This is a genomic window from Streptomyces sp. NPDC023527 (genome assembly GCF_055560115.1).
Genome location: NZ_JBVHJJ010000003.1, coordinates 25737 through 38589, shown reverse-complemented (window position 1 = coordinate 38589; position 12853 = coordinate 25737). Strand labels below are relative to the sequence as shown.

Here is a 12853-nt window from a genome sequence, read left to right as displayed (position 1 = left end):
TGCTGGCAGTCCGGTGGTGGCGTACGTCAGACCTTGTACTCCTCGTGCGGGATGCCTCGGTCCCACACCGCTTCGAAGGCCGAGGAACATAGCTTGGCGACAGCCGGGTCTTCGGTGATCTCGAATCGGGGATCAGCCCAGTCCCCGTCACCTGTGAAGAGGTTGAACCGAACGAGGTGGTTGTCGAACAGCCAGAAGTCGGCTGCGGGCACTGCGATGCCGAGCGCTTTCCGGCGAGGCAGCCAGCGGACTTGTTCGCCTACGGCGACGTTGACGGCGGTGGTGGCGTGCTCGTACTTGATGTATTCGCTCACCGGCTCGGAGACGATGCGTGCGCGTCGCATGACCACGCCCCGGGCGACGGTCTCACGTACCAGCGACACCCAGCGGGACCAGCCTTCGGACTCCGGGTCGAGGTCTACCTCACCGGTGCGCTTCCACTGCTCGAACTCCTCGGCTTCGCCAGCGACACCGTAGCTGTCACGCATCTCCAGATGGACCGCTGACCCCTGCGCGCTCCGGAGCAGGGTCGGAAAGTCCGGCACGTTCTGCGGCATCGCACGCCTTCCTCAAGATCGGAACCATCCGTAGAGGCAGGGAGATCACCGACTCATGTGCCGGAATCCCCACCGCGTGTCCAGGCACCCACTCGATGCTGCCGACCTCCTCCGCGAGGGCGGCGTCAGCAGTCACGCCTTGGATGATGATCCTCTGCTGCTCGTGGTGCACCCAGACCGTAGCGGACCCTTCTTCCTTCGTCTCAGGGTCCATCCCCACGAAATCTAGTGGCATGGTGATCTCCTGTGTCCACCGGCTTGCGCTCGATTGCATGACCATCAGCCCGGCGGCAAGGGCGCGTCAAGGGCGCGTGCTTGGTGCTGGAGAGCTCCCCGCAGACCGAGATCGCAGCCAAAGCAGCCCTGAGCACGGACGATGGCATGGGCGGGCGGCGTCATGCTGGGGAAATCCTGGGGAGACCCCCTCCAGGGTGGGCATCTGTGCAGGTCAGAGCCTCGTTTCCCGTGAAGCACGCAGATTTATGAAGGCACGAACCAGGTCCAGCGGATCGTGATGGCGCGCAACCTGCCGAAGTAGTCTCCGCACCACCACGAACGGCCCCCGGCGCGATGCCGGGGGCCGTTGCGCGTCGCGGCCGCCCGTACGGCCCAGCGGCGGTGGCGCCGCGGGGCGGGAGCTCGGAAAGTAGCGGTGGGGGACAGGCCGCACCCGCGCTGGAGGGTTTGCTCATGCCCGATGTCACCGGTCCCTACGCGCCCGGCACCCCCTGCTGGGTCGATCTGATGGTTCCCGATCAGCAGGCCGCCCTCGACTTCTACCGGGATCTCTTCGGGTGGCAGGGCGAGCCCGGGCCGCCGGAGGTCGGTGGGTACGCCGTCTGCACGCTGAACGGGAAGGCCGTCGCCGGGGTCATGACCGCGATGGCGCCGGACGACGAGCAGCCCACCCCGCCGACCGTCTGGACCACCTACCTGGCCTCCTCCGACCTGAACGCCACCGAGAAGGCGATCGCCGCGGCCGGCGGCACCGTGATCATGCCGGGCATGGACGTGCTCGCGCGCGGGCGGATGGCCGTGGCCGCCGACCCCACCGGGGCGATCTTCGGGCTGTGGCAGGCCGGGGACTTCACCGGGGCGCAGGTGGTCAACGAGCCCGGAGCGCTGATCTGGAACGAGCTCAACACCGGCGACGCCCAGGCGGCCTCGACGTTCTACTCGGCCGCCCTGGGCGTGGAGACGGTCCCCATGGAGGACCTGCCCGACTACTTCTGCTTCGAGGCGGACGGGCGCATGGTCGGCGGTATGCAGGGCCTGGACAAGCTCCCGCCCGGCACGCCCTCGCACTGGATGACGTACTTCGCGGTCGACGACACCGACAGCGTCACCGACGCGCTCGTCCGCGCCGGCGGCGTGGTGCTCAAGCCGCCGTTCGACATGGTGGCGGGCCGGATGGCCGTCGTGCAGGACCCGTGGGGCGGCGTCTTCGCCGTCATCAACGCCGCCGGACAGCCTGCCTGACGGCCCTCACTCGGCGGTGACCTTCTGGTCCTTCTTCAGCTGGTCGAAGAGCTGCTTCGACTTGGTCCTGTCCCACTTCACCGCGACGCCGTCACTCGGCGTGGGGAAGTTCGCCGACGCTATCGGCACGGTCAGCTGCTTGCCGTCGCCGCCCGTCACGCCCTTCATCGCCCAGAACATCGACGACAGGTCCCACAGCCCCATGTCCTTGTCGACGATGAGCGTGTCGAGCCCGGAGCCGATCACGGGGTAGAGGCGGAAGGGGTTGAGGATCGTGCTCGGCGAGGCGGCCTGCTTCGCCAGGGTGTTCAGGAACTTCTGCTGGTTGCGCATCCGGCCCAGGTCCTGGTCGGCCTCCTGGTGGCGCTGGCGCACGAAGGCCAGCGACTGGGCGCCGTCGAGCTCCTGGCAGCCCGCCTTGAAGTCCGCGCCCGAGTCGCGGTCCTTCAGCGGCTTGTCCAGGCACATCTCCACCCCGCCCAGCGCGTCGACCAGATTGCGGAAGCCGCCGAAGCCGATCTCCGCGTAGTGGTCGATGCGCAGCCCGGTGTTGAACTCGATGGTCTGCGCGAGCAGCTCCGGCCCGCCGTCCGAGTACGCCTGGTTGAGCTTGTGCGTGGAGGCGGGGAACTTCTTGCCGGACTTCTGCCCGGTGAAGGCCGGGATCGTGACGAAGGAGTCGCGCGGCAGGCTCAGCATCGTGGTGCCGTTGTCACCGGTGTGCAGGATCATCATCGAGTCGGTGCGCTTGCCGTCGGCCGACCCGGTGTGGAGCGCCTTCTTGTCGTCGTCCGACAGGCCCTCGCGACTGTCGGAACCCACGATCAGGTAGTTCGTGCCCTCGCCCGACGCGGGGCGGTCCGTCACCTTGGACAGGTCGACCTCGGTGCGCAGCTTGGAGTCCGCCCAGAAGTAGGTGCCGATGGAGACGGCGAGCAGCACCACGACGAGGGTGGTGAGGCCGACCGTGATCCTCTTGCGCCAGTTCGGCGGCGTGGTGCGGGGCGAGCCACCGCGGCCGCGCGGACCGTCGCCGCCGCCACCGCCGCGGCCCGGGCCACCGGGGCCGCCGTGCCCGTAGACCTGGCCGGTGTTGTAGCCGTCGTCGGGGCGGGTCTGCTCCGGTACGCCGGCGTACCCGTCGTCGTAGCCCGGGGCGGGCTGGTACTGACGGGGCGGTGCGGGACGGCGTACGTGCGGCATGGCGCGGGCACCCTCCGGCTCGGGGCGGGCGCTGCCCTGCCCGTACCGGCTCCGCCGCTCGTCGGTCCGTCCATCCGGCCAATCGCTCATGGGACGAGTGTGCCCCCGGTGGCCAGTCGACCGGCAGGTGGCTACATGATCGGGGCAGTGCTGTTGCAGAGCTGATGCAAAACGACCTGCCCACCGGGTCCGGCATACAGTGGTGGACATGACCATTCAGGACCGGAGCCCGGAGACGGACATACCCGGCAAGCCGACGTCGGCTTCTCGCACCACGCTCTCCCACATCATGACGGCGAGCGACACCAATCTGCTGGGCACCGTCCACGGCGGTGTGATCATGAAGCTCGTGGACGACGCCGCCGGCGCCGTCGCCGGGCGGCACTCCGGCGGCCCCGCGGTCACCGCGTCGATGGACGAGATGGCTTTCCTCGCCCCCGTCCGCGTCGGCGACCTGGTCCATGTGCGCGCGCAGTGCAACTGGACCGGCCGGTCGTCCATGGAGGTCGGCGTACGGGTCCTCGCCGAGCGCTGGAACGAGTCGACCCCCGCCACCCAGGTCGGCAGCGCCTATCTCGTCTTCGCCGCCGTCGACGAGGACGGCAAGCCCCGCCGCGTACCGCAGGTGCTCCCGGAGACCGAGCAGGACAAGCGGCGCTACCAGGAGGCCCAGATCCGCCGCACCCACCGCCTCGCCCGCCGCCGCGCGATCATGGAACTCCGCGAGAAGCGGATCGCCGAGGGCATCGAGGACTGACAGCCCCCTCCGCGAGGCCCCTAGAGGTTCTCCGGGCAGAGCACCTGGTCGCCCGTGACCGCCTTGGTGGGGTTCTCCCGCTGCGGCGGGTCCTGCGGGCGCACCGGGCGGACCTCCTTGAAGTCCGCGCCCAGGGTGACCTTCATCAGCGGCCCCTGGCCCGGCGCCGGCCGCAGCTCCGCGCCGGGCAGGGCGGTCGCCAGGGAGCGCGCCGAGCGGTCCCAGCGCGGGTCGTACGAGATCACCGTGCGCGGTTGCGCGACCGGCGTCCGGGCGTCGGCGGGGAGCCCGGTGGTGTCGAAGCCGGTCGCGCGCAGCGCCAGGTCGGTGGCGCGGGCGAGGCCCTCGCGGCCGGAGCCGTTGAAGACCTGGACCCGGACCTGCCCGGGGGCCACCTCGACCGGGACCGGCGGCAGCGCGGGCCGGCCCGGCGCCTTCGCGTCGTGCGGCCGGATCAGCATCCGGTCGGTGAGCGGCCGGTCCTCGCGCAGGGCCTGGAAGAGCCTGGCGGCCGCCTCCTCGTCCCACTTCACCGTCGAGCCGATGTGCGGCACGGGGAAATTCGCCGTGCCGACCGGCACCGAGACGAACTCCGCCGAGGCCGGCGTCAGGTTCCGCATCCCCCGGCCCAGCCGGACCAGCTCACCGCTGCCGAAGCCCCGGTCCGCGCGTACGGAGTCCAGCAGCGTGCTGGAGACCTCCTGGAACTTCACCGGGTTCAGCAGCACGCCGCTGCCGGTGGCCTTGTGCAGCAAGGAGGCGAGGAAGCGCTGCTGGCGCTGCATCCGGCCCAGGTCGGCGGCGCCGTCGAGATGCCGGGAGCGTACGTACTGAAGGGCCTGGCCGCCGTTGAGGCTGCTGGTGCCCGCCGGGAGGTCCAGGCCGCTGTAGATGTCCTTCAGGGGCTTGGCCGTGCACACCCGCACCCCGCCCAGCACGTCGACGGTCCTCATGAAGGTGGCGAAGTCGATCTCCAGATAGTGATCGACGTGCACGCCGGTCAGCCGCTCCACCGTCCGCACGGTCAGGCTGGGGCCGCCCTCGGCGTAGGCGGCGTTGAGTTTCTGCGGGTGGGTGGGGTGCCTGCGGCCGGTCTCGTCGATGTGCTCGGGGATCTCGGCGTAGGTGTCGCGCGGCAGGCTGACGACGGTGGCCCGGTCGTGGTCCGCCGAGAGGTGGGCGAGCATCAGCGTGTCGGTGCAGTGGCAGGCCGCCCCGCCCAGGTGGTAGCGCTGCCGCTGGGCCTTGCTGATCCGGTCCCGGCCGTCGGTGCCGACGAGGAGGACGTTCATCCCCTGCCGCGTCTCGGGCGGCCGGTTCGACAGCCCGCGGAAGGCGTCCACCCGCTCGATCCGGTTCTCGATCCGGGTGACCATCGCGTGCCCGATGCCACCGGTCCCCAGCACCGCCAGCGCCGCCACCGCCGTGAGCCGCAGACCCCAGCGCGGGTGGCGGGGAGCGCCGTGGCGGGCCCGGCGCGGGCGCTGGTTACGGGCCGGTGCGGTCATGAGGAGACCTCCGCGGACGGGACCAGGGACGAGGCCCGGGAGGGCCAAGGACCGATCACGGTATGCCCATACGATCAATGGACCGCGCCCCCACGCCGTTCGGGTCACCCCTGCCACCCGGCCGGGAGCGTCGGTGTCCGCCATTAGCGGTAACGTGACCGCGATGCCACCGGCCCGCGCCCCTGCCGGCGGGTGACCCCCGTACCCCCGAGGAACCATGCCCGAACAGCAGCCTCCCGCCGTTTCCGTGATCATGCCGGTGCTCAATGAGGAGCGGCATCTGCGCACCTCCGTGCGGCACATCCTGGAGCAGGAGTACGCCGGCGAGCTTGAGGTGGTGATCGCCCTCGGCCCGTCCACGGACCGCACGGACGAGATCGCCGCCGAGCTCGTACGGGAGGACCCGCGGGTCCACACCGTGCCGAACCCCACCGGCCGGACGCCCGCCGCCCTCAACGCCGCGATCAAGGCGTCCCGCCACCCGATCGTGGTGCGCGTCGACGGTCACGGCATGCTGTCGCCGAACTACATCGCGACGGCCGTGCGCCTGCTCGACGAGACGGGCGCGCAGAATGTCGGCGGCATCATGCACGCCGAGGGCGAGAACGCCTGGGAGCAGGCCGTCGCCGCCGCCATGACCTCGAAGATCGGCGTGGGCAACGCCGCCTTCCACACGGGCGGCGCGGCCGCGCCCGCCGAAACCGTGTATCTGGGCGTCTTCCGGCGCGAGGCGCTGGAGCAGCAGGGCGGCTACAACGAGGAATTCATCCGCGCCCAGGACTGGGAGCTGAACTTCCGGATCCGCGAGGCGGGCGGCCTGATCTGGTTCTCGCCGGAGCTGAAGGTCTCCTACCGGCCGCGCCCGAGCGTCAAGGCGCTCGCCAAGCAGTACAAGGACTACGGCCGCTGGCGGCATGTCGTCGCCCGCTACCACCAGGGCTCGATCAACCTCCGCTATCTCGCGCCGCCGACCGCCGTCGTGGCCATCGCCGCGGGCGTCGTGGTCGGCGCGGCCGTCACACCGTGGGGCCTGGTCGTGCCCGCCGGCTATCTCGCGGCCATCACGGCCGGCTCGCTGCCCGCCGGCAAGGGGCTGCCGCTGAAGGCACGGGCGCAGATCCCCGTCGCGCTGGCGACGATGCACATGTCGTGGGGATTCGGCTTCCTCACCAGCCCGCGGTCGCTCGCGAAGAAGGTCATCGCCAGCCGCCGGCCGGCGGTCAAGAAGTAGGGCACCCCGGACGGGCCCGGCCCCCGGTGGCCGGGCCCGTCCGGCGTTCCACCCCCGCCGCTCAGAAGCGGGTCAGCGAGTTGACCTTCATGCAGGCCGCCGTGTCGTTGCCGTTGAGCGGGTCCGAGCTCTCGGGCGCCTTGTTGTCGCCCTCCTTGCCCTTCTCCCCGTTCTTGCCGCCGTCGCCCTTGGCGCCGCCGTCCTCGCCCTTGCCGTCCCGGTCGCCCTTGGCGCCGCCGTCGGCGCCCGCGGGGGTCTTCGGGTAGGTCGTGCCCGTACGCCAGTCCCCGCCGATGACCAGGGTCAGCCCGTCGACCGCCGTGGACATGCGCACCGCGGTGTCCGGCAGCCCCAGGGCCTTGGCCAGGGCTTCGGCGTCGCCACGCTGGGACGCCTTGGCGTAGGTGAGGGTCGTATCGGCCTGCGCGCGCGGCGTGGAGTCGGCCGTGGCCTTGGCGAAGCCCTGCTCGACCAGGTGCGCGGCGATGTCGGAGCCGCGGCCGGTGACCACCGGCTGGGCGGCGGTGCCGGTGCCGTTGAAGACGGTCACCGCGATCTCGGCCTTGGGCGCGGCCGGCAGGGACCGCGCGGGGCCCTTGTCGTCCTTCTTCTTGTCCTTGCCGTCGAGCGCGATGTCGTTGCGTACGAGCGAGAAGAGCTTGTCCGCGTCGCCCGGCTTGGGTATGACGTGCGCGTCCGGGTCCTGCGGGTCGGAGATCCAGGGCATCGTCGTCATGGTGATGCGGCCGGACGGGACGCGCTTGATGTCGTTGGCGAGGTCGTAGAGCTTCTTGACCGAGCCGAGGTCCTTGTCGACGGTCAGGGCCTTGGTGGCGGCGTCGGCGAGGTCGGTGAGCTGGCCGGGGTCGGAGAGCTTGGTGCCGGACTTCAGCTGCCGGACCATCGAGTTCATGTACATGTGCTGCGCGTGCGTACGGCCGATGTCGCTGCCGTCCTCGAAGCCGTGGCGGGTACGCAGCCACTGCAGTGCCTGCTCGCCCTTGACCTTGTGCTCGCCCTTCGTCAGACGCAGCCCCGACTTGTCGTCGTAGACGTTGCCGTCCACGCAGACCGGGACGCCGCCGACGGCGTCGGCCATGCTCACCACACCGGCGAAGTCGATCATCATGAAGTGGTCGACGGGGATGCCCGTGAGCTCTTCCCAGGTGGCGACGGTGCAGCCGGGGCCGCCGTTCATCAGGCTGGTGTTGATGATCTGCCGGTTGGTCTCGCGGTAGACCTTGCCGTCCTCAGGGTCGGTGCACTTGGGAATCGTCACCCGGGTGTCGCGCGGGACGCTGATGACCGACATGTTCGTGCGGTCGGCCGAGACGTGCACCAGCATCTGCACATCGGCCAGCGGCTTGCGGTCGGCGTCCTCGCGGGCGCCGCCCAGGGCGACGTTCTCCGGGCTGTTCCGGCTGTCGGAGCCCAGGAGCAGGATGTTCAGGGGACGTTGTCCGGCCGCGTTGGCCGCGCTGCGGTCGAGCCGCTTGTCGCCGAGGTTGAGCGGATCCTTCTTGAGGTTGCTGTTGAGGTGCTCGTAGTAGAAGTACCCCGCGGCCGCCGTGCCGAGGATCAGGACCGCGAGGCAGAGCGCGGTCCAGCGGGCTATTCGGGCGGCGCGGGCGCGCCGGGAGGAGCCGCCGGCCGCCTTGCCCTTCCCGCCGCTCCCGCCCTTTTCGGCCTTGGCATCGTCGCCGTTCGCGGGCTTGCCGCCGTCCCCGCCGTCGCGTGCTCCCGGCACCCCGCCGCGCGCCCGCGGCCCCCGCACACTGCTCTGCCGCATCGGGCCTCCCCTAACTGGTGCGTCCGGCCCGATGGGCAGGCGTGATCATCTCGTCGCTCGGCGCACGCGCGGCGTGCGGTGCGGATGGTACGGCCGTGCCGTGCTCACACGGACGGTCGCCCGATAGTGAGATGCGTATGGGCGGTGCCGGGGTTCACTTGGCGCAGATGTTCTTGTCGTCCGCTTCGATCTTTTGGATGTCCTTCGGCGCCTTGGCCGGTGCCGGAGTGGAGACGGGGGTGCCCGCGGCCTTGAAATCGGCGCCCAGGGTGAGCGTCATCTCCGCGGTCGGCGCCGCGTCGGCCGTGCCCACCTTGAGGGCCTCGGCGGGCAGACCCATGGCCTCCGCGAGCCGCCGGGCCTGGTCGGCCTGGTTGGGCGCGAACTCCAGGACCGTCTTGTCGATCTTCTTGCCGCCCGCGGCGTTGCCGCCGTTGCTGGAGCGCCGCATGCCCTGGGAGTTCTGCATCCAGGTGACGGTCTCCCCGGCGGCCCCCATCCTGCCGCTGCCGTTGAGCACCTTGACCCGTACGTTCGCGGGCTCGGCCTTCGGACCCTTCAGGAGCGCCGACTGCTTGGCGTCCTCCTTCTCCTGGGCCTTCTTCTCCTTCTCCTTCACCTCGGTGAGGGAGACGTCCTCGCGGACCATGGAGAAGAGCTGCTCGGCCTTCGCCTTGTTCAGGACGACGGTCTTGTGGTTCTTGCCCTCGGCGGGGTTGTCGTCGACGGGGACGGTCGCGAAGGTGATGTTCTTGAGGTTGACCCGGCTGAGGTCCTTGGCCAGCCGCGTCAGGTTGCTGACGGAGCCTATGCCGGTGTCGACGGTCAGCGACTTGGTCGCGGCGTTGCCGAGGTTGTAGAGCTTCTTCGGGTTGGTGAAGGTGTCGTCCGACTTCATCTCGCGGATCATCGAGCTCAGGAACTGCTGCTGGAGCTTGATGCGGTCCAGGTCGCTCTCGAAGCCGACGCTGTGCCGGGTCCGTACGAACGCCAGCGCCTGCTCGCCCTGGATCTTGTGCCGGCCCTCGCTGAGCTTGAGGTGCGACTTGGGGTCGTCGATGTCCTTGCCCAGGCACACCTCGACACCGCCGACGGCCGCGGACATCTCCTTGACGGCGTTGAAGTCGGCCATCATGAAGTGACTGACCTTCAGGTTCATCAGCGACTCGACCGTCCGCCATGTGCAGCCGGGGTCGCGGTCCTCCTGGCCCAGGCTCTCGTTGAAGCGGACGCCCTTGGAGCCGGGGATGGTCTTGGTCTTGCCGTCCTTCTTGGTGGTGCACTCCGGGATGTCGGTGATCATGTCGCGCGGGATCGAGAGCGCGGTGGCGTTCGTACGGTCCTCGGAGACGTGGAAGAGCAGCGTGGTGTCGGCGTGGCCGACGCTGCCCTCGTCGCCGTAGCCCTGGTTGCCCTTGCCGTCACGCTTGTCGGTGCCGATGACGAGGATGTTGACCGGGCCCTTGGTGACGGCGGCGTTGTCCACCCCGACGTCGATCTTGTTGAGGTTGTTGTTGAAGTGCTCGTAGAGCAGATACGCGCCCAGCGAGCCGCCCACCAGGACGAAGGCGAGGGTGCCGCCCGTCCACAGCAGGACCTTCTTCTTCGCCGACTTCTTCGGTTTCGGCTTGCGCCGGCCCGTGGCCTGCTTCAGCCCGGCCCGCCGGCCACCGCCGCCACCGCGCTGCGGCGGTACGGCACGACGGCCCGGTGTCGCCTTGGGGCCGCGTGGCGCGGCCGGCTCGGCGGACGAGGCGGAAGCCGCCGCATCGGCGGAAGGGGCCGCGGAGGCAGAGCTGTCACCGGGGGGTGTGTCCGACCCCTCGGTATGGTCAAGACGCAGCTCGTAGCTGCCGGTTTTGGGGTCGTAGACCCACTGGTCGGCGGGGTCGATGCCGCCCGCCCGCCCACGGCCTTGCGCGTCCACGGTCGCTTGAGTCCTCCGTCGGTGCCACGCGGCGCCTACCCCCCCGAGGCGCACGGTCATGTCATCTGTGCAGTGCGCGGTCCACCGGCCGTGCGCACCGGATCGCTCACACTATCCGCCCAGTTCAGCGTCAAGCGACGCCGGTGACAAATTCCACTCCCCTACAACTGGGCAATCTGCCCAATCCCTTCGCCCGGCCGAAAAACCCGATCATGCGTTTCGGGTGTTTCATCCACAGATGCCATGAGCTGCGGTGGTTCCTTCATAGGTGGGCGGTGTGGTGGGTGAGGGAGAGGACGCGGGGGAGGGCGTCGGGGAGTCCGGGGGCGACGCCGACGAGGGGTTCGCCGGGGTGGCCGGGACGCCGGGGGCCGCGGACGGCTCCTCCAGGCCCAAGGGTTCGTCCGACTCCCGCCGCGGCGCCGGGCCGCCGGGCCTGCTGTCCGCCGGCCGGACGTGCGCGCCGACCGACACCGGGCGGTCCATGCGCAGTTGCTGGAAGAGCTGGTCCGCGTCCGGTTGTACGAGCTCGTCGCGGTCGGGGTTGTAGACGTACGGGCGCCGAGGCACCGTCAGGAACTGCACCCGCTCACTGGGGATGCCCCGGACCGTGCGCACCAGGTCGTACATCTTCCGCAGCGTGTCCAGCCCGGCGTCCGTGGTGAGCGAGGACGTGGCCGCGTCCAGGACCGGGTAGAGCCGGGTGGGGTTGAGCAGCACGCCGTTGCTCTTCATCGCCTTGAACAGCGAGCCCAGGAACTCCTGCTGCCGGCCCATCCGCTCGGTGTCGCTGCCGTTGCCGAGGCTGTAGCGGGCCCGTACGTACCCCAGCGCCTGTTCCCCGCGCAGGACCTGACGGCCCGCCGGGAGCTTCAGCCGTGCCTCCGGGTCGTCCACGGACTGGCGCAGGCACACCTCGACACCGTCGATGGCGTCCACCAGCCGCTTGAAGCCGTTGAAGTCCACGATCACGTGGTGGTTGATGCGGATGCCGCTGATGTTCTCGACGGTACGGATCGTGCAGGCCGCGCCGGCGAGCTCGTACGCCCAGTTGAACTGCGCGAATCGCTCGTTCGTCCGGGTTCCGTCCGGTCGCCGGCAGCTCGGGATCTTCGCCATCAGGTCGCGCGGCAGGCTGACGGCGGTCGCGCTGTGCCGGTCGGCGGCGACGTGCAGCAGGATCGTGGTGTCCGAGCGCTGGGTGCCGCTGTCCTCGCCGTACTCGCCGTTGCCGGGGCCGCCGCGCGTGTCGGAGCCGATGATCAGGATGTTCTGCGCGCCGGCCACCAGGGCCGTGGGGCGCTCCTTCTCGTAGCGGGCGAGCTCGTTCGCGGTCTCGGTGTCGGTGGTGATGTTGCTGTCGAGCCGCTCGTAGAGCACCCAGCCCACCGCCACCGCGCCGACGACGAGCACGGCCAGACCCAGCGCCAGCCAGCGCACCCAGCGGCGGCGCCGGGGCGCGGGAGAGAGAGCGTCGGTGCTGTCGTTCACGGCTGCGTCCCTCCCTCATCGGGTGGTACGTGCCTCCGCAGGGGCCTGGTCCGCGCGGGGGTCCGCGCTCGGTCGTTTTCGGTACGTACCCCCCGATCATCGCGCGATCGCGACCGCGCGGCAGGCTCTACAGGGCCGTCACGGTGACGCGCTCGCTCTCCCGGCGCTTGTCCAGGCCCCCGCCGGAGAGCCGGTCGAGGTTGCGGCAGAGCACCACGGAGCCGCCGGCCGCCAGCGGGGCGAAGAGCCCGGCGGACAGGCCGTCCCAGGTGTCGTACGGCAGGCCCGAGAGCATTCGCGAGCCCGGGCCCAGGCCGTGCTGGAAGGCGTCCGTGCGGGCCCGCTCGACCAGCTGCGCACCCGTCAGCTCCAGGCCGCCGACCGCGAGGGCGGGCGCGTCGGCGTCGACCGGGGCGAAAGGCGCGAACCGGTCGCCCTGGCTCGGCACCTCGACGGCGTAGTCGGCGAAGCCCGCCGGCGGCTGGGGGAACCGGCCGCCCAGGGGGCGCAGGGCGAGCGCGACGCGCTCCCCGGAGCAGGCGCGCGCCTCCTCCAGGGTGTCCGGCCCGCTCACCACCAGGTCGGCCGCGGCCGGGTCGCCGCCCACATCGGCCAGTACGCCGACCGAGGAACAGGCGAGCAGCCAGACGGCGGTCTGCCAGTGGGCGGGCAGCAGCAGCGCGAGCCGGTCGCCCGGCTCGGCGGCGAGATCGCCCTGGAGCAGATTGGCGGTCTTCGCCACCCAATTGGCGAAGGTGGCCACGGACAGTTCCACGCGTTCGCCGGTGGCGTCGTCGTAGAAGGTCACGAGCGGGCGGGCCGGGTCCGCGGCGAGCGCGGAACGCAGCAGGTCGGCGGGGGTGCGATCGGTGGCGTTCATCGGCGCCAGCGTACGGGGCGGCAAGGGGTGA

General features: G+C 70.7%; 10 protein-coding genes. 3 read left to right on the top strand and 7 right to left on the bottom strand.

Translation table 11 applies throughout. The annotated features are described in order from the left end of the window. Positions 1–26 precede the first annotated feature (26 nt). Positions 27–557 carry a DUF6879 family protein gene (locus tag ACZ303_RS07040; protein WP_467335900.1) on the bottom strand — a complete coding sequence of 177 codons (531 nt, stop codon included), beginning with the start codon at positions 555–557 and terminating at the stop codon, positions 27–29. A 690-nt stretch (positions 558–1247) separates the two neighbouring features. On the opposite strand from ACZ303_RS07040, the gene ACZ303_RS07035 reads away from it, so the two are divergent. Then, complete coding sequence (locus ACZ303_RS07035; RefSeq protein WP_467335899.1) at positions 1248–2036, top strand: VOC family protein; 789 nt, start codon at positions 1248–1250, stop codon at positions 2034–2036. Positions 2037–2042: 6 nt separating this feature from the next. Here the strand turns inward: ACZ303_RS07035 and ACZ303_RS07030 are convergent, their stop codons facing one another. Further along, positions 2043–3329, bottom strand: a complete 1287-nt coding sequence (locus tag ACZ303_RS07030) for an LCP family protein (RefSeq protein ID WP_467335897.1) — start codon at positions 3327–3329, stop codon at positions 2043–2045. Between the two features lie 118 nt (positions 3330–3447). On the opposite strand from ACZ303_RS07030, the gene ACZ303_RS07025 reads away from it, so the two are divergent. Then, a complete protein-coding gene (locus ACZ303_RS07025; protein ID WP_467335895.1) occupies positions 3448–3996 on the top strand; it encodes an acyl-CoA thioesterase in 549 nt (182 codons plus the stop codon). Positions 3997–4016: 20 nt separating this feature from the next. On the opposite strand, the gene ACZ303_RS07020 is transcribed toward ACZ303_RS07025, so the two are convergent. Further along, entirely contained in the window at positions 4017–5504 is a 1488-nt protein-coding gene (locus ACZ303_RS07020; RefSeq protein ID WP_467335893.1) for an LCP family protein, read from the bottom strand. Positions 5505–5721: 217 nt separating this feature from the next. On the opposite strand from ACZ303_RS07020, the gene ACZ303_RS07015 reads away from it, so the two are divergent. Further along, complete coding sequence (locus tag ACZ303_RS07015) at positions 5722–6735, top strand: glycosyltransferase family 2 protein (protein WP_467335891.1); 1014 nt, start codon at positions 5722–5724, stop codon at positions 6733–6735. A 61-nt stretch (positions 6736–6796) separates the two neighbouring features. Here ACZ303_RS07015 and ACZ303_RS07010 read toward each other — a convergent pair whose 3' ends face one another. The 4 genes from ACZ303_RS07010 to ACZ303_RS06995 form a co-directional block, all read right to left on the bottom strand. Beyond that, complete coding sequence (locus ACZ303_RS07010; RefSeq protein WP_467335889.1) at positions 6797–8524, bottom strand: LCP family protein; 1728 nt, start codon at positions 8522–8524, stop codon at positions 6797–6799. A 154-nt stretch (positions 8525–8678) separates the two neighbouring features. After that, positions 8679–10451, bottom strand: a complete 1773-nt coding sequence (locus ACZ303_RS07005; RefSeq protein ID WP_467335886.1) for an LCP family protein — start codon at positions 10449–10451, stop codon at positions 8679–8681. A gap of 228 nt (positions 10452–10679) precedes the next feature. Beyond that, positions 10680–11942, bottom strand: a complete 1263-nt coding sequence (locus ACZ303_RS07000) for an LCP family protein (RefSeq protein ID WP_467335884.1) — start codon at positions 11940–11942, stop codon at positions 10680–10682. 127 nt (positions 11943–12069) lie between these two features. Further along, positions 12070–12822 (bottom strand): TIGR03089 family protein, encoded by a 753-nt coding sequence (locus ACZ303_RS06995; RefSeq protein ID WP_467335882.1) that lies wholly within the window; start codon positions 12820–12822, stop codon positions 12070–12072. Positions 12823–12853: the final 31 nt, after the last annotated feature.